The 22,019-nt window shown below is 56.7% G+C and carries 19 protein-coding genes; 16 read left to right on the top strand and 3 right to left on the bottom strand.

Features of this window, described 5'->3' with window-relative positions; genetic code table 11:
• Positions 1-92: 92 nt before the first annotated feature.
• The gene (tsr, locus tag ACOTYN_RS00095) at positions 93-1,757 is read right to left on the bottom strand and encodes a methyl-accepting chemotaxis protein (protein ID WP_014882420.1); all 1,665 of its coding nucleotides are present in this window, start codon (positions 1,755-1,757) and stop codon (positions 93-95) included.
• Between the two features lie 83 nt (positions 1,758-1,840).
• Positions 1,841-2,281 carry a homoprotocatechuate degradation operon regulator HpaR gene (gene hpaR / locus ACOTYN_RS00090; protein WP_023331950.1) on the bottom strand — a complete coding sequence of 147 codons (441 nt, stop codon included), beginning with the start codon at positions 2,279-2,281 and terminating at the stop codon, positions 1,841-1,843.
• Positions 2,282-2,551: 270 nt separating this feature from the next.
• On the opposite strand from hpaR, the gene hpaG reads away from it, so the two are divergent.
• The 15 genes from hpaG to ACOTYN_RS00015 all read left to right on the top strand — a co-directional run bounded on the left by hpaG (position 2,552) and on the right by ACOTYN_RS00015 (position 19,534).
• Positions 2,552-3,829, top strand: a complete 1,278-nt coding sequence (hpaG, locus tag ACOTYN_RS00085; protein WP_023336729.1) for a 4-hydroxyphenylacetate degradation bifunctional isomerase/decarboxylase — start codon at positions 2,552-2,554, stop codon at positions 3,827-3,829.
• Positions 3,826-5,292, top strand: a complete 1,467-nt coding sequence (hpaE, locus tag ACOTYN_RS00080; protein WP_014882417.1) for a 5-carboxymethyl-2-hydroxymuconate semialdehyde dehydrogenase — start codon at positions 3,826-3,828, stop codon at positions 5,290-5,292. Before hpaG ends, hpaE begins: the two co-directional genes overlap by 4 nt.
• A 2-nt stretch (positions 5,293-5,294) precedes the next feature.
• The gene (gene hpaD, locus ACOTYN_RS00075) at positions 5,295-6,146 is read left to right on the top strand and encodes a 3,4-dihydroxyphenylacetate 2,3-dioxygenase (RefSeq protein WP_014882416.1); all 852 of its coding nucleotides are present in this window, start codon (positions 5,295-5,297) and stop codon (positions 6,144-6,146) included.
• Between the two features lie 9 nt (positions 6,147-6,155).
• Positions 6,156-6,536, top strand: a complete 381-nt coding sequence (locus ACOTYN_RS00070) for a 5-carboxymethyl-2-hydroxymuconate Delta-isomerase (protein ID WP_014882415.1) — start codon at positions 6,156-6,158, stop codon at positions 6,534-6,536.
• A gap of 127 nt (positions 6,537-6,663) precedes the next feature.
• Positions 6,664-7,467 (top strand): 2-oxo-hept-4-ene-1,7-dioate hydratase, encoded by an 804-nt coding sequence (gene hpaH / locus ACOTYN_RS00065; RefSeq protein WP_332956189.1) that lies wholly within the window; start codon positions 6,664-6,666, stop codon positions 7,465-7,467.
• Between the two features lie 10 nt (positions 7,468-7,477).
• Positions 7,478-8,275 carry a 4-hydroxy-2-oxoheptanedioate aldolase gene (gene hpaI, locus ACOTYN_RS00060; protein ID WP_014882413.1) on the top strand — a complete coding sequence of 266 codons (798 nt, stop codon included), beginning with the start codon at positions 7,478-7,480 and terminating at the stop codon, positions 8,273-8,275.
• Positions 8,276-8,296: 21 nt separating this feature from the next.
• Entirely contained in the window at positions 8,297-9,649 is a 1,353-nt protein-coding gene (gene hpaX, locus ACOTYN_RS00055; RefSeq protein WP_014882412.1) for a 4-hydroxyphenylacetate permease, read from the top strand.
• The gene (hpaA, locus tag ACOTYN_RS00050; protein ID WP_014882411.1) at positions 9,621-10,511 is read left to right on the top strand and encodes a 4-hydroxyphenylacetate catabolism regulatory protein HpaA; all 891 of its coding nucleotides are present in this window, start codon (positions 9,621-9,623) and stop codon (positions 10,509-10,511) included. The genes hpaX and hpaA overlap by 29 nt, the downstream gene beginning before the upstream one ends.
• A gap of 195 nt (positions 10,512-10,706) precedes the next feature.
• Positions 10,707-12,269, top strand: coding sequence for a 4-hydroxyphenylacetate 3-monooxygenase, oxygenase component (hpaB, locus tag ACOTYN_RS00045; RefSeq protein ID WP_023338987.1), 1,563 nt, complete (start codon positions 10,707-10,709; stop codon positions 12,267-12,269).
• Positions 12,270-12,286: 17 nt separating this feature from the next.
• Positions 12,287-12,796, top strand: a complete 510-nt coding sequence (locus tag ACOTYN_RS00040; protein ID WP_014882409.1) for a 4-hydroxyphenylacetate 3-monooxygenase reductase subunit — start codon at positions 12,287-12,289, stop codon at positions 12,794-12,796.
• 178 nt (positions 12,797-12,974) lie between these two features.
• The gene (locus tag ACOTYN_RS00035) at positions 12,975-13,892 is read left to right on the top strand and encodes a helix-turn-helix transcriptional regulator (RefSeq protein WP_332956193.1); all 918 of its coding nucleotides are present in this window, start codon (positions 12,975-12,977) and stop codon (positions 13,890-13,892) included.
• Between the two features lie 191 nt (positions 13,893-14,083).
• Entirely contained in the window at positions 14,084-16,237 is a 2,154-nt protein-coding gene (locus ACOTYN_RS00030; RefSeq protein WP_014882408.1) for a carbon starvation CstA family protein, read from the top strand.
• Positions 16,238-16,334: 97 nt separating this feature from the next.
• Positions 16,335-16,538, top strand: coding sequence for a YbdD/YjiX family protein (locus ACOTYN_RS00025; protein WP_003856610.1), 204 nt, complete (start codon positions 16,335-16,337; stop codon positions 16,536-16,538).
• A gap of 10 nt (positions 16,539-16,548) precedes the next feature.
• The gene (gene yjiA, locus ACOTYN_RS00020; protein ID WP_071922623.1) at positions 16,549-17,502 is read left to right on the top strand and encodes a GTPase; all 954 of its coding nucleotides are present in this window, start codon (positions 16,549-16,551) and stop codon (positions 17,500-17,502) included.
• A 184-nt stretch (positions 17,503-17,686) separates the two neighbouring features.
• Positions 17,687-19,534, top strand: a complete 1,848-nt coding sequence (locus ACOTYN_RS00015) for a 3'-5' exonuclease (protein WP_071922624.1) — start codon at positions 17,687-17,689, stop codon at positions 19,532-19,534.
• A 52-nt stretch (positions 19,535-19,586) separates the two neighbouring features.
• On the opposite strand, the gene ACOTYN_RS00010 is transcribed toward ACOTYN_RS00015, so the two are convergent.
• On the bottom strand, positions 19,587-20,945 hold the full coding sequence (locus ACOTYN_RS00010; RefSeq protein WP_045134360.1) for an esterase-like activity of phytase family protein: 1,359 nt from the start codon (positions 20,943-20,945) through the stop codon (positions 19,587-19,589).
• A gap of 410 nt (positions 20,946-21,355) precedes the next feature.
• On the opposite strand from ACOTYN_RS00010, the gene ACOTYN_RS00005 reads away from it, so the two are divergent.
• Positions 21,356-21,901 carry a YfaZ family outer membrane protein gene (locus tag ACOTYN_RS00005; protein WP_023331942.1) on the top strand — a complete coding sequence of 182 codons (546 nt, stop codon included), beginning with the start codon at positions 21,356-21,358 and terminating at the stop codon, positions 21,899-21,901.
• Positions 21,902-22,019 lie beyond the last annotated feature (118 nt).

Raw genomic sequence — 22,019 nt, 5'->3', positions numbered from 1 at the left:
CGTAGGCCGGATAAGCCATAGCCGACACCCGGCACATACCCCTCTCCGTAGGCCGGGTAAGGCGAAGCCGCCACCCGGCACAACACGCACGATCAGAACGTTTCCCAGTTATCACCCGCATCAGCGGTTGCCGCTTTACGCGACATCACCGGGGTTGCAACGCTTTTCGCCGAAGCGAATTCGCGCGCTTTCATCTGCTCCTGCTGAATGCGGAACACCGCGACAGCCTGGGTCAGGCGGCTCGCCTGCTCTTCCAGCGCAGCCGCCGCTGCGGCAGACTCTTCCACCAGCGAGGCGTTCTGCTGGGTCACGCGATCCATCTCGGCGACCGCCAGACCCACCTGGTCGATACCGCGGCTCTGCTCGTCAGAAGCCGAGGCGATTTCGCCCATGATATCCGTAACGCGGGTTACCGCATTCACGATCTCGCCCATGGTTTCACCGGCGCTTTCTACCAGCGTTGAACCCACTTCCACGCGACCCACAGAGTCTTCAATCAGGCTCTTGATTTCACGTGCTGCCTGGGCGCTGCGCTGGGCCAGGTTACGCACTTCACCTGCCACCACCGCAAAACCACGGCCCTGCTCGCCTGCTCGCGCCGCTTCTACCGCCGCGTTCAGTGCCAGGATGTTGGTCTGGAAAGCAATCCCGTCGATCACGCTAATAATGTCGGCGATCTTCTGCGAACTACCGGCGATATCGCGCATGGTCTGCACCACGTTGTCCACCACTTTACCGCCTTTCTGCGCGGTCTCGGACGCGCTCAGCGCCAGATGGCTCGCCTGACGGGCGTTTTCGGCGTTCTGCTTCACGGTCGCCGTCAGCTGCTCCATGCTGGCAGCAGTCTCTTCCAGGGACGCAGCCTGCTGTTCTGTACGGGAAGAGAGGTCGTTATTGCCCATCGCGATTTCGCTCGCGCCGCTGTAGATAGCATTCGCGCCATTACGCACGTCGCCAACGGTCCGTACCAGCTCACTCTGCATATGACGCAGAGAATCGGCCAGTTCGCCCATCTCGTTGGAACCCTCCACTTCAATGCGCTTCACCAGATCGCCGCTGGCGATATGGCGAATGTTGTCGATGAGGCGCGTCAGCGGCGAAATCAGCGCCTGCTTGATACCCAGCCAGACGGCCACGATCACCACCAGCACGGCAAGCAGCACGCTAATCAGCACCCAGATGGCCTGGCTGAAGGAGCTCTTGCTGTCTTCAACCGCCATTTGATACAGCTTGTCGTTCTGCTGCAGGTAGCTGACATACTGCTTCTCAAAACCATCCTGGTAGCTCTGGGTCGGCTGATCGAAGAAGGCGTTGATTTTGCCCGCACCCAGCAGCTGAATCAGCTCCGCCAGCGCACCGTGGTAGATATCGTAGTTACGCTTGATCTCCATGGCATCCGCATCGCTTTGACGCGGATCGCGCGGCAGGGCCTCGTAGGCGGCCCAGTTTTTTTCCGCCTGCTTCAGCGACGTGGACGCGATTTGCATCAGATCGTTAACGGTCGCGCCGCTGCCGATATTGCTCTGATCCATCATGTAGCGAATACCCGCGCGGTTCAGGGTATTACGGGTTTGCAGCAACGCCACCCAGCTGGCATTCAGCGTGGATTGTTGCTGGCGAATGGTTTGCAGGACGGTGAAATTCTCTTTGTCATGCTTAAGGGCATTGAAGAAAAGACCACCGGATGTGAGTTGTAACAGGCCAAATATAGCTAAAACCAGCATTAAACTGGTGACAATCTTGATACGGTTTAACATGTTTTCTCTTTCCTCAGACAGATACAGAATTTTCGGCCTGGAAAGGGAAAACTTTACGAAAATCATCCTGGAATTTGTGGTTTTTACTCTTCTTCCCGCGCTGCGTTATGCCGGTTTCCGAGTTCAATAAACTCTTCCAGCAGCGTCGTCAGCTGTTTCATCTTCTCCGGCGTGTATTCCGCCTCAATCTGCTGGTATGCCTCTTCCACCTGTGCCTGGGCGTGCTCATACAGCGCATTGCCAGCATTGGTCAGCGACACGTACAGCTTGCGCTGGTCGTTCACTGGCTTTAAGCGCAGCACCAGGCCGTCGCGCTCCATGCGCGTCAGAATGCCGGTCAGGCTGGGACGCAAAATACAGGTGCGAAACGCCAGATCGTGAAAATCCATCGACGGATGTTCCGCCAGCACGCGCACAATCCGCCACTGCTGCTCGGTCAGGTTATGTCGCTTCACAATGGGTCGGAAGTACGACATCGCCGCTTCCCGCGCCTGCAGCAGCGCGATGGTTAATGAATCATGCATAGCCTCTCCCCGCCCTTCATTAACAAGTAAACAATTCATAAAAGATGTTTTTATAAACAACACGTTTTCTGCCAAAAAGTCTAACAGAAACCCGCCAATTTTGTTAACACACTGATTTTAATCAAAATAAAAACCAACATGTAAATTTATTGTTATTCATATCACAAATTTTTCACTTCTGATTGCGAAATAAACAGCAAAAGCATAAAACCAGATCATTAACATATTAATGAAATCATAACCCGGACTGCCGGGGTGAGGAGCAGGTGAATGAAAGGTACCGTTTTTGCCGTCGCGTTGAATCATCAAAGCCAGCGCGATGCCTGGGCTGAGGCGTTTGAAAAAGCCCCCTACAACACGCCGCCGAAAACGGCAGTATGGTTTATCAAACCACATAACACCGTGATCCGCGCAGGCGATCCCATTCCCTTCCCGCAGGGTGAAACGGTGCTAAGCGGCGCAACGGTCGCGCTGGTGGTGGGCAAAACGGCCAGCAAGGTGCGCGAGGAAGACGCGGCGGCGTACATTGCCGGATATGCGCTGGCCAACGAGGTGAGTCTGCCGGAAGAGAGCTTCTACCGCCCGGCGATCAAGGCGAAATGCCGGGACGGATTCTGCCCGCTGGGCGAGCTGGTCAACGTTGATAACGTGGATAACCTGACCCTCATCACCGAGATTAACGGCCGCGAGGCGGACCACTGGAATACGGCCGATTTGCATCGCAACGCCGCGCAGCTGCTGAGCGCCCTGAGTGAGTTCGCGACCCTTAATCCCGGCGATGCGATATTGCTCGGCACCCCGCACAGCCGCGTCGAGATCCGCCCTGGAGACCGGGTACGCATTCTGGCAAAAGGGTTTCCGCCGCTGGAAAACCCGGTGGTGGACGAACGCGACGTCGCTATCGCTCACCGCACGCCCCCGCACGCCACGCTGTTCGCCCTTGGCCTGAACTACGCCGACCACGCCAGCGAGCTGGACTTCAAGCCCCCCACCGAGCCGCTGGTGTTTATCAAAGCGCCGAACACCTTCAACGGTGATGACCAGACCTCGGTGCGCCCGAACAACATCGACTACATGCACTACGAAGCGGAACTGGTGGTGGTCATCGGCAAAACCGCCCGTAAGGTGAGTGAAGCCGAGGCGATGGACGTTGTTGCGGGCTATACGGTCTGCAACGACTACGCCATCCGCGACTATCTCGAGAACTACTACCGCCCAAACCTGCGGGTGAAAAGCCGCGACGGGCTGACCCCCATTTCCCCAAACATCGTGCCAAAAGAAGCCATCCCCGACCCACACAACCTCGCCCTGCGCACCTTCGTTAACGGCGAACTGCGACAGCTTGGCACGACGGCGGATCTGATTTTCAGCATCCCGTTCCTAATTGCCTACCTGAGCGATTTTATGACCCTGCAACCGGGCGACATGATTGCCACCGGCACGCCGAAGGGGCTGTCCAACGTGGTGCCGGGGGATGAAGTGGTGGTGGAAGTGGAAGGCGTGGGACGCCTGGTAAACCGAATTGTGAGTGAGGAGACGGCAAAATGAAAAAAATTAACCATTGGATCAACGGCAAAAACGTGGCGGGAAGCGACTATTTCCACACCACCAATCCGGCCTCCGGCGAGGTGCTGGCCGAAGTGGCTTCCGGCGGTGAAGCCGAAATCCATCAGGCCGTAGCCGCCGCGAAAGAGGCGTTTCCAAAATGGGCCAACCTGCCGATGAAGGAACGCGCGCGGCTGATGCGTCGTCTGGGCGATCTAATCGATCAGAACGTGCCCGAGATCGCCGCTATGGAGACCGCCGACACCGGCCTGCCGATCCACCAGACTAAAAACGTGCTGATCCCGCGCGCCTCGCACAACTTCGAGTTTTTCGCCGAGGTGTGCCAGCAGATGAACGGCAAAACCTACCCGGTTGACGACAAAATGCTCAACTACACCCTGGTGCAACCGGTGGGCGTCTGCGCGCTGGTGTCACCGTGGAACGTGCCGTTCATGACCGCCACCTGGAAGGTCGCCCCGTGCCTGGCGCTCGGCAATACCGCGGTACTGAAAATGTCTGAACTCTCCCCGCTGACCGCCGACCGTCTGGGCGAGCTGGCGCTGGAGGCGGGCATTCCGGCGGGTGTACTCAACGTGGTGCAGGGCTACGGCGCGACGGCAGGCGATGCGCTGGTGCGTCATCACGACGTGCGCGCCGTCTCCTTTACCGGCGGCACGGCCACCGGGCGCAATATTATGAAAAACGCCGGGCTAAAGAAGTATTCCATGGAGCTGGGCGGCAAATCCCCGGTGCTGATTTTTGAAGACGCGGACATCGAGCGCGCGCTGGATGCCGCCCTGTTCACCATCTTCTCCATCAACGGCGAGCGCTGCACCGCGGGCTCGCGCATCTTCATCCAGCAGAGCATCTACCCGGAGTTCGTCAAACGCTTTGCGGAGCGTGCCAACCGTCTGCGCGTGGGCGACCCAACCGATCCGACCACCCAGATTGGGGCACTCATCAGCAAGTCACACTGGGAGAAAGTCTCTGGCTATATTCGCCTCGGCATTGAAGAGGGCGCGACCCTGCTGGCGGGCGGCCCGGACAAACCGACCGACCTGCCTGCACATCTGAAAGGCGGCAACTTCCTGCGCCCGACCGTGCTGGCGGACGTCGACAACCGCATGCGCGTGGCGCAGGAGGAGATCTTCGGGCCGGTGGCCTGCCTGCTGCCGTTTAAGGATGAAGCGGAAGGTCTGCGCCTCGCGAACGACGTGGAGTACGGCCTGGCGTCGTACATCTGGACCCAGGACGTCAGCAAAGTGCTGCGCCTGGCGCGCAATATCGAAGCGGGCATGGTGTTCGTCAATACCCAGAACGTGCGCGACCTGCGCCAGCCGTTTGGCGGCGTGAAGGCCTCCGGCACCGGGCGCGAAGGCGGCGAGTACAGCTTCGAGGTGTTTGCGGAGATGAAGAACGTCTGCATCTCCATGGGCGACCATCCGATTCCAAAATGGGGGATCTGATCATGGGTACATTAGCGTTAGCGGCAAAAATCACCCACGTCCCGTCAATGTATCTCTCCGAGCTGCCGGGGAAAAACCACGGCTGCCGTCAGGGCGCCATCGACGGGCATAAAGAGATCGGCAAGCGCTGCCGCGAGCTGGGCGTGGACACCATCATCGTCTTCGATACCCACTGGCTGGTGAACAGCGCATACCACATCAACTGTGCGGACCATTTTTCAGGCGTCTACACCAGCAACGAACTGCCGCACTTTATCCGCGACATGACTTACGACTACGACGGCAACCCGGCGCTCGGCCAGCTGATTGCCGACGAGGCGGTGAAGCTCGGCGTGCGCGCCAAGGCGCACAACATCCCGAGCCTGAAGCTGGAGTACGGCACGCTGGTGCCGATGCGTTACATGAACCCGGATAAACACTTCAAAGTGGTCTCTATCTCGGCGTTCTGCACCGTTCACGACTTCGCCGACAGCCGCAAACTCGGTGAGGCCATCGTCAGCGCCATCAAAAAATACGACGGCACCGTGGCGGTGCTCGCCAGCGGCTCACTGTCGCACCGCTTTATCGACGACCAGCGCGCGGAAGAAGGGATGAACAGCTATACCCGCGAGTTTGACCGCCAGATGGACGAGCGCGTGGTGAAGCTGTGGCGAGAGGGGCAGTTCAAAGAATTCTGCAGCATGCTGCCGGAGTACGCCGACTACTGCTACGGCGAGGGCAATATGCATGACACGGTGATGCTGCTGGGCATGCTCGGCTGGGACAAATACGACGGCAAGGTGGAGTTTCTCACCGAGTTGTTCGCCAGCTCCGGCACCGGCCAGGTTAACGCCGTTTTCCCCCTGCCCGCGTGAGGAGCCACCATGCCGCACTTTATTGCTGAATGTACCGACAACATCCGCGAGCAGGCAGACCTGCCGGGGTTGTTCGCTAAAGTGAACGAGGCGCTGGCCGCCACGGGCATCTTCCCGATCGGCGGTATCCGCAGCCGCGCCCACTGGCTGGATACCTGGCAGATGGCCGACGGTAAGCAGGATTACGCCTTTGTGCATATGACGCTGAAGATCGGTTCCGGGCGCAGCCTGGAAAGTCGGGAAGCCGTGGGGGAAATGCTGTTTGGGCTTATCAAAGCGCACTTTGCGGCGTTGATGGCTGCCCGCTATCTGGCGCTGTCGTTCGAGCTGGACGAACTGCACCCGACGCTCAATTACAAACAAAACAACGTGCACGCGTTGTTTAAGTAATACCGCTCGATCTGTCCCCTCTCCCTTTGGGAGAGGGTTAGGGTGAGGGAAATCTCAGCGGCCTGATGCCCTCACCCCGGCCCTCTCCCACGGGGAGAGGGAGAAAACAATACAACAGGATATCGCCATGCTCGATAAACACACCCATACCCTGATCGCCCACCGCCTGCATCAGGCGGAACAAACCCGGGAGCAGATCCGCGCGATCTCGCTGGACTACCCGGAGATCACCATTGACGACGCCTACGCCGTTCAGCGCGAATGGGTAAACCTGAAAATCGCCGAAGGCCGCGTGCTGAAGGGTCACAAGATCGGCCTCACCTCCAAAGCGATGCAGGCCAGCTCACAGATCAGCGAGCCGGACTACGGCGCGCTGCTGGACGACATGTTTTTCCACGACGGCAGCGACATCCCCGTCGATCGCTTTATCGTCCCGCGCATCGAAGTAGAGCTGGCGTTCGTGCTGGCAAAACCGCTGCGCGGCCCGAACTGCACGATCTTCGACGTCTACAACGCCACGAATTACGTCATTCCCGCGCTGGAGCTGATCGACGCCCGCTGCCACAACGTTGACCCGGAAACCCAGCGCCCGCGCAAGGTGTTCGACACCATCTCCGATAACGCTGCCAACGCGGGGGTGATCCTCGGCGGTCGCCCGATTAAACCCGACGAGCTGGATCTGCGCTGGATCTCCGCCCTGCTCTACCGCAACGGCGTGATCGAAGAGACCGGCGTGGCCGCTGGCGTGCTTAACCACCCGGCGAACGGCGTGGCGTGGCTGGCGAACAAGCTGGCGCCTTACGACGTGCAGCTTGAGCCGGGGCAGATCATCCTCGGCGGTTCGTTTACCCGCCCGGTGCCCGCCAGCAGAGGCGACACTTTCCACGTTGACTACGGCAACATGGGCTCCATCAGCTGCCGCTTTGTGTAAGGAGACGATCATGCAGAATGCATTCAAAGCGGCGCTGAAAGCGGGCCGTCCACAAATCGGCTTATGGCTGGGGCTCACCAGCAGCTACAGCGCCGAACTGCTGGCCGGGGCAGGCTTCGACTGGCTGCTGATCGACGGCGAGCACGCCCCGAACAGCGTGCAAACCGTCTTAACCCAATTGCAGGCCATCGCCCCTTATCCGAGCCAGCCGGTGGTGCGCCCGTCGTGGAACGATCCGGTGCAGATCAAACAGCTGCTGGACGTCGGCGCACAAACCCTGCTGGTGCCGATGGTGCAAAACGCCGAAGAAGCGCGGCTGGCGGTACGTGCCACCCGCTACCCACCGGCGGGCATTCGCGGCGTCGGCAGCGCGCTGGCAAGAGCGTCGCGCTGGAACCGCATTCCGGACTATCTGCAGCAGGCTAACGACGCCATGTGCGTACTGGTGCAAATCGAAACCCGTGAGGCGCTGAAAAACCTGCCGCAGATCCTCGACGTGGAAGGCGTCGACGGCGTGTTTATCGGCCCGGCCGATCTCAGCGCCGACATGGGCTTTGCCGGTAATCCGCAGCACCCGGAGGTCCAGGCCGCTATCGAGCAGGCGATCGCGCAGATCCTGAGCGCGGGCAAAGCCCCCGGCATCCTGATGGCAAACGAGGCGCTGGCAAAACGCTATCTCGACCTCGGCGCGCTGTTTGTCGCCGTCGGCGTCGACACTACCCTGCTCGCCCGCGGTGCGGAAGCGCTGGCTGCACGCTTTATCGAACAACCGGTTACGTCAGTTAATAACAATAAATCCGTCTACTAAACGTAAGATCTGGAGCGCACCATGACGACCTCTACCCTGCAAACCCATGATAATAAAGCTGTTGAACAACGCGCCATTAACAAGCTGTTCCGACGTTTAATCGTGTTTCTCTTTATCCTGTTTGTTTTCTCGTTTCTCGACCGCATCAACATCGGCTTTGCCGGACTGACGATGGGTAAAGATCTCGGCCTCACCTCCACCATGTTTGGCCTGGCCGCAACCCTGTTTTACGTCACCTATGTGCTGTGCGGGATCCCAAGCAACATCATGCTGGCGAAGATCGGCGCGCGGCGCTGGATCGCCGGGATCATGGTGGTGTGGGGCATCGCCTCCACCTGCACCATGTTCGCCACCAGCCCTGAAACCCTTTACGTCCTGCGCATGCTGGTGGGCATTGCCGAAGCCGGTTTCCTGCCGGGGATCCTGGTCTATCTCACCTGGTGGTTCCCGGCCTATCACCGCGCCCGCGCCAACGCGCTGTTTATGATCGCCATGCCGGTCACCATGATGCTCGGTTCAATCCTCTCCGGGTACATTCTGGCGATGGACGGGCTGTGGAACCTGAAGGGCTGGCAGTGGCTGTTCCTGCTGGAAGGGCTGCCGTCAGTAGTGCTCGGGGTAGTAACCTGGTTCTACCTTAACGACACGCCGGATCAGGCCACCTGGCTGGATGAGGACGAAAAGCAGGCGCTGAAAACCATGATCGCCCGCGAGCAGGAGGTCGCCATTGTCCGTGCCGTCACGCCGCGCTCGACGCTGCGAGAAGTGCTGACGCCCGCCGTGCTGCTCTATACGCTGGCCTACTTCTGCCTGACCAACACGCTGAGCGCGATCAACATCTGGACGCCGCAGATCCTGCAGAGCTTTAACACCGGCAGCAGCAATATCGTCATTGGCCTGCTGGCGGCGATCCCGCAGTTTTGCACCATCCTCGGGATGATCTGGTGGAGCCGCCGATCCGACAGGCTAAAAGAGCGAAAAAAGCACACCATCCTGCCGTACCTGTTCGCGGCGGCGGGATGGATGCTGGCCTCCGCCACCGATCACAGCCTGATCCAGCTGCTTGGCATCATCATGGCCTCAACCGGATCATTTACCGCCATGGCGATATTCTGGACCACGCCAGATCGGGTGATTAGCCTGCAGTCCCGCGCGGTGGCGCTGGCGGTGATCAACGCAATCGGCAATGTGGGTTCTGCCGTTAGCCCGCTGCTGATCGGCATTCTGCGCGACGCGACCGGCAGCTTCAGCTCCGGGCTGTGGTTCGTGGCCGGGCTACTGGTGGTCGGCGCGCTGGTGCTGACGCGCATTCCGATGACGCAGCGGGATCAACAGAGGAACGATCATGTGCCAGAGCCCTATCGCCAACATTGATATCAGCAAGGAGTACGACGAAAGTCTGGGCACCGACGATGTGCACTACCAGTCGTTCGCACGCATGGCGGCCTTTTTTGGCCGCGACATGCAGGCGCATCGTCACGACCAGTATTTTCAGATGCACTTTCTGGATACCGGGCAGATTGAACTCCAGCTCGACGATCACCGTTACTCGGTGCAGGCCCCGCTTTTCGTTCTCACGCCGCCGTCGGTGCCGCACGCGTTTATTACCGAATCCGACAGCGACGGGCACGTGCTGACGGTGCGCGAGGATCTAATCTGGCCTCTGCTGGAGGTGCTCTACCCCGGCACGCGGGAAGCGTTTGGTCTGCCGGGGATCTGCCTGTCGCTGGCCGACAAGCCTGATGAACTGGCGGCGCTGAAACACTACTGGCAGCTGATAGCCCGCGAGTCCATGGAACAGCTGCCGGGCCGCGAGCATACGCTGGTTCTGCTGGCGCAGGCCGTATTCACTCTGCTGCTGCGCAACGCGAAGCTCGACGATCACGCTTCAGGCGGTATGCGCGGCGAGCTGAAGCTGTTCCAGCGCTTTACCCAACTGATCGACACGCACTACCACCAGCACTGGACGGTGCCGGAATACGCCAGCGAACTGCACCTGACCGAATCCCGACTAACCGATATCTGTCGCCGCTTCGCCAATCGCCCGCCGAAGCGGTTGATCTTCGACCGACAGCTGCGGGAAGCCAGACGGCTGCTGCTCTTTTCCGACAGCGCGGTCAGCGAGATTGCCTGGCAGTTGGGGTTTAAAGATCCGGCCTATTTCGCCCGCTTTTTTAACCGCTTAGTGGGGTGCTCGCCAAGCGCATATCGGGCGCAGAAAGTACCGGTTTCCTGAACGCATCACGGTTCGTAGGGCGGGTAAGCGCAGCGCCACCCGCCGAAAAGCCGCACAGATCACAAATCCACATCCCACCCGAAAAGTACCCGCCGTTGTCCCAATCGTCCCTTCACGTCCCGCCCCTCTCACGCTTCAATTAAACAACAAAAACAAAACATAAATTTAACATCACTATTCCGATACGAGGTCCCTATGAAGCCTGAAGATTTCCGCGCCGATGCCAAACGTCCGTTAACTGGTGAAGAGTATTTAAAAAGCCTGCAGGACGGGCGTGAGATTTATATCTACGGCGAGCGCGTCAAAGACGTCACCACCCATCCGGCGTTCCGCAATGCGGCAGCCTCCATCGCGCAGATGTACGATGCCCTGCACAAGCCGGACATGCAGGACACGCTGTGCTGGGGCACCGACACCGGCAGCGGCGGTTACACCCACAAGTTCTTCCGCGTGGCGAAAAGCGCCGACGACCTGCGCCAGCAGCGCGACGCTATCGCCGAATGGTCACGCCTCAGCTACGGCTGGATGGGGCGTACGCCGGACTATAAGGCCGCGTTCGGCTGCGCACTCGGTGCCAACCCGGCCTTCTACGGTCAGTTCGAGCAGAACGCCCGCAACTGGTACACCCGCATTCAGGAAACCGGCCTGTATTTCAACCACGCCATCGTTAACCCGCCTATCGACCGCCACAAACCGGCGGATGAGGTGAAAGACGTCTACATCAAACTGGAGAAAGAGACCGACGCCGGGATCGTTGTCAGCGGGGCGAAAGTGGTGGCAACCAACTCGGCGCTGACCCACTACAACATGATCGGCTTCGGCTCCGCGCAGGTGATGGGCGAAAACCCGGACTTTGCGCTGATGTTCGTCGCACCGATGGATGCCGAAGGCGTCAAGCTCATCTCCCGTGCCTCTTACGAGATGGTGGCTGGCGCAACCGGCTCCCCGTATGACTACCCGCTCTCCAGCCGCTTTGATGAGAACGACGCGATCCTGGTGATGGATCATGTGCTGATCCCGTGGGAAAACGTGCTGATCTACCGCGATTTCGACCGCTGTCGTCGCTGGACGATGGAAGGTGGCTTTGCGCGGATGTATCCGCTACAGGCATGCGTGCGCCTGGCAGTGAAGCTCGACTTCATCACCGCCCTGTTGAAAAAATCGCTGGAGTGTACCGGCACCCTTGAATTCCGCGGCGTACAGGCGGATCTCGGCGAGGTGGTGGCCTGGCGCAATATGTTCTGGGCGCTGAGCGACTCCATGTGCTCTGAAGCCACGCCGTGGGTCAATGGCGCGTATCTGCCGGACCACGCGGCGCTGCAGACCTACCGCGTGATGGCTCCGATGGCCTACGCGAAGATTAAGAATATTATCGAACGTAACGTCACCAGCGGGCTGATCTATCTGCCGTCCAGCGCGCGGGACCTGAATAACCCACAGATTGACCAGTATCTGGCGAAATACGTGCGCGGCTCCAACGGCATGGATCACGTCGAACGCATCAAGATTTTGAAGCTGATGTGGGATGCCATTGGCAGCGAGTTTGGCGGCCGTCACGAGCTGTATGAGATCAACTACTCCGGTAGCCAGGATGAAATTCGCCTGCAGTGCCTGCGCCAGGCGCAGAGCTCCGGCAACATGGACAAAATGATGGCGATGGTCGACCGCTGTATGTCCGAATACGACCAACACGGCTGGACGGTGCCGCACCTGCACAACAACAGCGATATCAACATGCTGGATAAGCTGCTGAAATAGCGCAGCGGGAGGTTTCAATGCAATCAGAAGAACGCCTGCGTTTTCGCGACGCGATGGCCAGCCTGTCGGCCGCAGTCAATGTCGTCACCACCGAGGGGGAAGCGGGCCGCTGCGGCATTACCGCCACCGCAGTCTGTTCGGTTACGGACACCCCGCCGTCGGTCATGGTGTGCATCAACGCCAACAGCGCCATGAACCCGGTATTCCAGGGCAACGGCAGACTGTGCATAAACGTGCTGAACCACGAGCAGGAGATCATGGCTCGCCACTTCGCCGGGATGACCGGTATGACAATGGAGGAGCGCTTTGCCCTCTCCTGCTGGCAGAAAGGCCCGCTGGCGCAGCCGATGCTGAAAGGTGCGCTGGCAAGCCTGGAAGGCGAGATAAGCCAGGTGCAAACCATCGGCACGCATCTAGTGTATCTTGTTGAAATTAAAAATATCATTCTGAGTGATGCAGGACACGGCCTGATCTACTTCAAACGCCGTTTCCACCCGGTCATGATGGAGGTGGAAGCCACCGCGTAATTCTCCCGCGCGCTGGCCTTTTTTTCGGCCAGCGCCACTTTCTGCAAAAACTCCTAAGGTTTCCGCTAAATCACGCCGTTATACAACCATAAGATAAATTTTCTGTGCCTGAATACTGACATCTCTGGTCAGTGCTTCCCGCTTCATTCAGCGCATATCTAATATACAGGATGACCTTATGGCTAAAACGACGCGGAGCCGCTCGGCTGAACGTCTGGTCGATATTCTGGTTGAGCTACATTTAAACGGTGTGGTAAACCGCAGTGCGCTAATGACCAAATTTAAAATTACCGAGCGTACCGTCTACCGGGATTTAAATGCGCTCTCTCCTATCGTTGAACATACCGGTAACGGGCTATATCGGCTGATCCATTCCGCACAATCTCCCGGCGGACAAGGGTTACATCACACACTGGCTAACTTCCTGAATGCAGATAACTTTTTCCCTGAAAGAAATACGGAATTCTGGCAAAAGCTGGAAACACGCGTTGACGAAAATCATATTCTTATCCTTGGTAACGACGCAGAGCACACGGTACAACGTGATATCAGCCGTCATTTAGCGAAAATTGAGAAATCTATTAATAACCATAATGTTTGCCAGATCGTTTATAAGGGTAAAACCCGCCTGATTAATCCCTATAAACTCATTAACAAAAAAAATATATGGTATTTACAAGCTACCGAAAATAGTCGGCTTAAATCCTTTTCATTGAGTCAGATTCGCTGGTTTGATATTCAGAAAACCCTTTTTACCCCTGAAGAGAATGTCCGCGCGCTCCTGGAAAAAAGCCTCGATCCGTGGGTGTCTGAAGATACTTTCACCGTGAAAATATTCATTAAAGATAATATTTCACATTACTTCCTGCGCCGGGATCTTCTGCCGGAACAAGAGCTGCTGGAAGAGCAACGCGGCGGTATCACGCTGCGCTGCCGGGCGGCACACGAGAACCAGATCCTGCCACTGCTGTTCTACTGGCTGCCGAATATTCAAATCCTGGAGCCGAACTGGCTGAAGGATAAACTGGTTAAAACGCTGGAAAACTATCTGGCGATGGCGCGCAGCCCGGATAACCACGTGATCTCAATCACATAATTTCTTCCCGCGGCGGCGAGCCTTAACCACTCGCCGCTTCCTTTGACCGCTCACCCGTCACTTTCAACCACTCATTCATTTACCCACCTTTACACGCGCGAGGATCTGGCACGATCGCTCCAGCATTACTCAATACCTCCTCACAACGAACCTTGACCCTTTTTTCTTTACATAAAAAACCAGGTCTTACTATGGATACTAAAAAACTACTTAAGCACGTGCCCTGGGCCTTACTCGGGATCCTCGGTGCTTTCTGTCTGGCGGTTGTCGCATTACGCCGGGGCGAACACGTCAGCGCCCTGTGGATCGTCGTCGCGTCCGTTTCCGTCTATCTTGTGGCTTATCGCTACTACAGCTTATACATCGCGCAGAAGGTCATGAAGCTCGACCCAACGCGCGCCACGCCGGCGGTCATTAACAATGACGGCCTGAACTACGTGCCAACCAACCGCTACGTGCTGTTTGGTCACCACTTTGCCGCCATTGCAGGCGCTGGCCCGCTGGTCGGCCCGGTACTGGCCGCGCAGATGGGCTACCTGCCGGGTACCCTCTGGCTGCTGGCGGGCGTGGTGCTCGCGGGCGCGGTGCAGGACTTTATGGTGCTGTTTATCTCCTCACGCCGTAACGGTTCGTCGCTGGGTGAGATGATCAAAGAAGAGATGGGTCGCGTGCCGGGCACCATTGCCCTGTTCGGTTGTTTCCTGATTATGATCATTATCCTCGCGGTGCTGGCGCTGATCGTCGTGAAAGCGCTGGCCGAAAGTCCGTGGGGCGTGTTTACCGTCTGCTCTACCGTACCGATTGCGCTGTTCATGGGCATTTACATGCGCTTCCTGCGCCCGGGACGCGTGGGCGAAGTCTCCGTGATTGGTATCGTGCTGCTGGTTGCCTCTATCTACTTTGGCGGCGTCATTGCGCATGACCCGTACTGGGGCCCGGCGCTGACCTTTAAGGACACCACCATCACCTTCGCGCTGATTGGTTACGCGTTTGTATCCGCCCTGCTCCCGGTATGGCTGATTCTGGCACCACGTGATTACCTCGCGACCTTCCTGAAAATCGGGGTTATCGTCGGGCTGGCTATCGGGATTGTGATCATCAACCCTGAGCTGAAAATGCCGGCGGTGACTCAGTACATTGACGGCACCGGCCCACTGTGGAAAGGCGCGCTGTTCCCGTTCCTGTTTATCACCATCGCCTGTGGTGCCGTGTCTGGCTTCCACGCGCTGATCTCCTCCGGCACCACGCCGAAGCTGATGGCCAACGAAACCGACGCGCGCTTTATCGGTTACGGCGCGATGCTGATGGAATCCTTCGTGGCGATCATGGCGCTGGTTGCGGCGTCTATCATCGAACCGGGCCTGTACTTCGCAATGAACACCCCGCCTGCGGGTCTGGGCATCACCATGCCAAACCTGCATGAGATGGGCGGCGAAAATACCGCGCTGATCATGGCCCAGCTGAAGGATGCCAGCGCCCACGCGGCAGCGACCGTCAGCTCCTGGGGCTTCGTGATCTCCCCTGAGCAGATCATGCAGACCGCGAAAGACATCGGCGAACCGTCCGTGCTGAACCGCGCAGGTGGCGCACCGACGCTGGCTGTCGGTATCGCACATGTGTTCCATAAAGTGCTGCCGTGGGCAGACATGGGCTTCTGGTACCACTTCGGTATTCTGTTTGAAGCGCTGTTTATCCTCACCGCGCTGGATGCCGGTACCCGTGCGGGCCGCTTCATGCTGCAGGACCTGCTGGGTAACTTCGTGCCGTTCCTGAAGAAAACCGACTCTCTGGTGGCGGGTGTGCTCGGCACTGCGGGTTGCGTAGGCCTGTGGGGTTACCTGCTGTATCAGGGCGTGGTTGATCCACTCGGCGGCGTGAAGAGCCTCTGGCCGCTGTTCGGTATCTCTAACCAGATGCTGGCCGCTGTGGCTCTGGTACTTGGCACCGTCGTACTGGTGAAAATGAAACGCACTAAATACATCTGGGTGACCGTCATTCCTGCACTGTGGCTGCTGCTCTGCACTACCTGGGCGCTGGGCCTGAAGCTGTTCAGCACCAACCCGCAGCTGGAAGGCTTCTTCTTCATGGCGAACCAGTACAAAGAGAAGATTGCCGCTGGCGGCGCAGATCTGACCGCGCAGCAGATTGCCAACATGAACCATATCGTGGTGAACAACTACACCAACGCAGGTCTGAGCATTCTGTTCCTGGTGGTGGTGTACAGCATCATTTTCTACGGTATCAAAACCTGGCTGAAAGTGCGTAACGCCGAAGGCCGTACGGATAAAGAAACGCCGTACGTGCCGGTGCCGGAAGGCGGCGTGAAGACCTCTTCACACCATTAAAAAAAATGGCGGGTGGCGCTACGCTAACCCGCCCTACAACGGTACTTTAGGCCCGGTAAGCGGAGCGCCACCGGGCTTTGTCTTATCAGGATGCATTATGTTTGGTAACTTAGGCGAAGCAAAAAAATACCTCGGTCAGGCGGCAAAAATGCTGATTGGTATTCCGGACTATGACAACTACGTTGAGCATATGAAGACCAACCATCCGGATAAACCGTACATGACCTACACTGAATTCTTCCGCGAGCGTCAGGAAGCACGCTACGGTGGAAGTGGAGAAGGCGGCGTCCGCTGCTGCTAAAGGAGAGAACATGACCCCGATTGCCGTCACCCTGCTGACCGGTTTCCTCGGCGCCGGTAAAACCACCCTGCTGCGCCACATCCTGAACGAGCAGCACGGCTTCAGAATCGCCGTCATCGAAAACGAATTCGGTGAAGTCTCCGTGGACGATCAATTGATTGGCGATCGCGCCACGCAGATCAAAACCCTGACCAACGGCTGCATCTGCTGTACCCGCTCAAACGAGCTGGAAGACGCCCTGCTGGATCTGCTCGACAGCCGCGATCGCGGTGAAATCGACTTCGACCGCCTGGTGATTGAATGCACCGGCATGGCCGACCCCGGCCCGATTATTCAGACCTTTTTCTCCCATGACATTCTTTGCCAGCGCTACCTGCTGGACGGCGTCATCGCCCTGGTCGATGCGGTTCACGCCAACGATCAGATGAACCAGTTCACCATCGCCCAGTCTCAGGTGGGCTACGCCGACCGCATCCTGCTGACCAAAACCGACGTGGCGGGTGACAGCGAGAAACTGCGTGAACGTCTGACCCGCATTAACTCCCGCGCGCCGATTTACACCGTGACGCACGGCGATATCGACCTCTCACAGCTGTTCAACACCAACGGCTTTATGCTGGAAGAGAACGTCACCACGAAACCGCGTTTCCACTTTATGGGAGACAAGCAAAACGACGTGACGTCGATTGTGGTGGAGCTGGATTACCCGGTGGATATCAGCGAGGTCTCCCGCGTGATGGAGAAACTGCTGCTGTCATTTGCCGACAAACTGCTGCGCTACAAAGGGATGCTGTGGATCGACGGCGAACCGAACCGCCTGCTGTTCCAGGGCGTGCAGCGCTTATACAGCGCCGACTGGGATCGCCCGTGGGGCGATGAAGCGCCGCATAGCATAATGGTATTTATTGGCATACAGCTGCCGGAGGAAGAGATTCGCGCGGCGTTTGCGGGGCTCAAAAAATAATCAACCGCTCCCTTTTAATCAGGAAAGGGAGCCAGGTTCTCTAAGTTAAATTCCTCGTTTCACCCTTTTTGTTTGCAATATTGTCTGTTAATGTCCTTAACAATAATGAATTCCTGCTTCGATTAATATTCCCCACAATATTAATTGCGTAGGATTATACTATTCATGAATTGGTAGACATCATATGGCACTCATTATTCCCACCATTAGCAGCTGTAGCGAGAAAATCACGGCCGGAGAAAAAAGGCTGGCAAGACTCCTGGAAGGAGGACTCAGCGAACAGTGTACCTGCTGGTATGACACCCGAATGGGAGACAAAGACGATCATCCTGACTTTGTGATTCTGGCCCCCGAAAAAGGTTTGTTGTTTTTAGAAGTGAAAGACTGGTTTATCACAAAAATTAAATCTGCCAACAAAACGCATATTCACTATGAAACTAAAAACGGTATTGAGCCGTTGAAAAACCCGATCGAGCAGGTTCGCCAATATACCTTTCACACCATCGACAGCCTAAAAAAAGATCCTCTGCTTCGCCAGCAACAGGGAGATTATGAAGGCAGCTTTATTATGCCCTATGGATACGGTGTTTATTTGAGCAACATCACGCGTGCACAGCTCGAAAAGAGTTTCACGCCCGAGGCACTAGAGGAAATCTTCCCGGCCAGCCAGGTGATTTGCAAAAACGAACTCAGTGAGTTTATGACCAGAGAACAAATCACCGCCCGGCTCGAATCCCTTCTCAGACATAACTTCACTCATCACACATCATCACAGCAGCTCGACCGCATCCGCTGGCATCTTTATCCCGACGTACGCATTAACCCTTCCGTGACACGGGTTGATCTGGACAATTTTACCTTCCACACTCCTGATGTGGTTTGCATGATGGACAGACAACAGGAACAGCTCGCCAGAAGCATGGGCACGGGACACCGCGTTATTCACGGCGTAGCCGGTTCTGGCAAAACGCTCATTTTGCACCACCGCTGTATTGAGCTTGCCAATAATATTGAAAACACCAAGCCTATTCTGGTCATTTGCTACAACATCACGCTCGCCAAAAAACTCAAAGCACAACTTGAGCTACATACGCTGCGGCTTCCTGTCGAAGTCATCCATTTTCATGCCTGGTGTTATCAGCAATTAAACGCCCATCGGCGTCTTCCACCAAAGAGCAAAAACTTTATTGCGTTAATGGAAAATGCGCTAACGGTGGCATTCGAAGAGGGGATTATAAAACCGGGACAATACAGCGCAGTCCTGATTGACGAGGGGCATGATTTCAAACCGGAGTGGTTGAGAATACTCGCTCGTATGCCGGACAATAAAGATAACTCGCTTCTTTTCCTCTACGACGACGCCCAGTCCATATACCAGAAAAAGAAAGCTCTCGACTTCACCCTCTCCAGCGTCGATATCAAGGCCCTCGGCCGCACCACCATCCTGAATACCAACTATCGCAACACCAGGCAAATACTCCATTTCGCCAGCAGTGTTGCATTTAATTACCTCAATAATCACATTGAAGAGGCACTCAAATATCAGCAACCCGATGCAGGGGGATTGTCAGGCAAATATCCGGCACTGGCCAGCTTTGATAATCAGGACGAGGAAATTACTCACGTTCTCGATTGGGTGACAAAGCAGCGACAGCAAGGTGTTGCATGGTCAGAGATCGCCATTCTGTGCCCTTCGACCTACAGTATTTCGGGTGCGTTGGGGCCACGTCTCGCGGCGCGTAACATCCCCTACCAGATGATTGTGAGCAGCGATGATAAAAAACACTGGTCACCGCAAAATGATTTTCTCTGCGTCATGCCATTGCCAAGCAGCAAGGGCCTTGAATTTCACTCGGTCGCCATTATGGATGCGGCAAAGGAAAGAAATGATGAGGATCTGAGTGACGATATCAAGCGTCTGTATGTCGGATTTACCCGCGCGCGTCACAACCTGCTGGTGACGATGCACGGATCCGGAAATCTGCGCGATCACCTTGTCGAGACTTATGAGAGTATCGCGAAAGCGATCTAGCGCTTACTAAAATCCCCTCTCCCCTGTGGGGAGAAGGGTAATTGACCCAACCCTATTTCAACGCCTCCGGCAGCGTCACAATCCACAGCTCACTATCCGACTCCGGCTTCTTCAGCGGCTTCACGCTAAGCGTGGTTTCAACCGGTTTATCATCCAGCGTCAGCTTGCCTTCCGCGTTCACCCGATAATCCTTGAGCTTCTTGCCCTCGACCGGATTTTGCATCGCCACCTTCACGCCAAAGTCATTATCGTTCGCCACGGCAAGCCGTTTGCTGTCGATCAGCGCCAGCCCTTCAGCTTTCTCCTGCTGCCAGCCCAGCGCGCGCAAATCAACGACCTGCGTTTTTGCCGCAAGGGTAATGCCGCGCTGCTTCAGGGTTTTCTCATCATCAAACTCCGGGTACTCGCCCGGCTTGTCAAAGGCGCTCAGGTCGCTCGCCTTGCTGAGGTCCACCTTGTAGATAAGGTTACGCATCCCGTCATTTTTATCGCTGCCCTGCTCAATCAGCAGGATATGCTGGTCATCAAGCGCCACGATGTCGCCGATTTTGGCATCACTGTTTTTGCTGTAGGCCGCGCTGTCGATAGGGTAGCCGTACATCGCGGTTTTGCCGGTCGCCGGGTCGAAGCTCACGAGACGCGTAAACAGCGCCTGCTTTTTGCTTTTACCGTCGATATCCAGCGTACTTTGTACCGCGGCGATAATGCGCCCGTCCGGCATACGGGTCAGGCCTTCAAAGCCCCGGTTCGGTTGGCGCCATTTGATAACGTTTGGCAGACCGCCCGCGATCGACTTTTCCCCTTCCGCCGCCTGCGGGCCGTGGATCGCCAGGATTTTCCCTTTACTGTCGACGTTAATCAGAAACGGGCCATACTCGTCGCACAGCCAGTAGCCGCCTTTGCCGTCCGGCGTGATGCCTTCCGTATCCAGCCCGCGGTTGTCACCCTTCAGCGTCTTGAGGGTGTCGCTAAACGCCACCTCATTGGTGGATCCAATCACGCCGCTTTGCAGCGGCAGACCGTTAATCTCGCCTTTATCGTCATGCAGCGGGCGGGCATCCTTCGCTTCTGCTTTACCGTTCTGCACGCGGATGGTCATCAGCAGCGGCGCGAAATCCGGCGTGACAAAAATTTTGGCTTCATTTTTACCCATTTTTGGCGCATCGGCGTTTGGACCGCGATCGGTCACGGTTGCAAAGGTCAGGGCATCGCCCTGCTTGCCCGTAAACAGCAGGCCAGAGCCAATACCCACCGGGAGTCCGTTCGGAAATGCGCTGGCGAACGCGCCGCTGTAGTTGACGTGTGAGCCTTCAGGAAAGCTGACGACATAGCGTTCAGCCGTGGGCTGTGCCGCCAGGCCAGAGAAAGAGAGCGCACAACCAACCAGCACAGGAATGATTTTTCTTTTCATATTGTTAGCATCCAGTAAGTGAAGCCAACAACGTAATGAACAAACGTGTCAGAAAAATGACATCGCAGGGAAAGTCGCCTGCGCGAGAGAACGTGTTTTCACCACCATAAGTGTAAATCTTTGTTGTTTTATGTGATTTTTGAAATATTTTTGGAAATTTTTGGAGACTCCATTATTACACCTCCAGTCACTATCCCGTCCTCGTTCAGTTTATGTTTAGTCAAAAAACTAAACGGTTTCTAAACGCCTGAAAATCACGCGTTGACTCCCGTTCAACCAAACAAAAATGCAACATTAAATAAATTAAATTTAACAAAACCAGCATAAAACAGCGACTTGTATCACATTTGCAGTCATAAACATCGCTTGTTATGGTGCCTCCAGATTAATTTGATGATGAGGCACGAAACATGAAAAAACTGAATATCCTTCTTCTTTCTGCACTGACCGCCCTCTCTGGTTCCGCACTGGCCATGGGCGGTAGCGTTGAGCAGGGTAAAAACTTTACTAACCTCAATCTGGAAATGGGCAAATCCTCATCCGGCCTGTACGCCGAAAGCAACTGGCTCAAAAACACCGATGACGGTACCCAGACCGGTGGCGTAGGCGCAGGCTACAACCTGGAAGTGGGCCCGGTCATGCTGAACGCAGGCGCGAAGGCGATCTACATCGGCCCGAAAAAAGGCGATAACGGCGTGGCGTTCCCGATTGGTGGCGGCGTAAACGTTGCGCTGACTGACAGCATCCATGTCTATGGCGAAGGTTACGTTGCGCCTGAAGGCCTGAACAACAGCGTGAAAAACTACGTGGAAGCCAACGGGGGCGTAAGCTGGACGCCTGTCACGCCGCTGACCCTGAAAGTGGGTTACCGCCACGTGAGCGTTGATGGCAAAGACGGTCGTCCTGGCCACACGCTGATTGACGGCGCATACGTGGGCGGTGGCGTGTCCTTCTAAGGCTGTATTGCGCGTTTCGCCCGGCGGCGCTACGCTTGCACGGGCCTACGGGTTTTGTAGGCCGGGTAAGCGCAGTGTATGACCGGATACATAGGTGACAGATCAGACCGGGAACATA

The organism is Enterobacter cloacae complex sp. IR5458 (assembly GCF_049238025.1).
GTDB lineage: Bacteria > Pseudomonadota > Gammaproteobacteria > Enterobacterales > Enterobacteriaceae > Enterobacter > Enterobacter kobei.
This window is presented reverse-complemented; position numbering and strand designations above follow the sequence as displayed.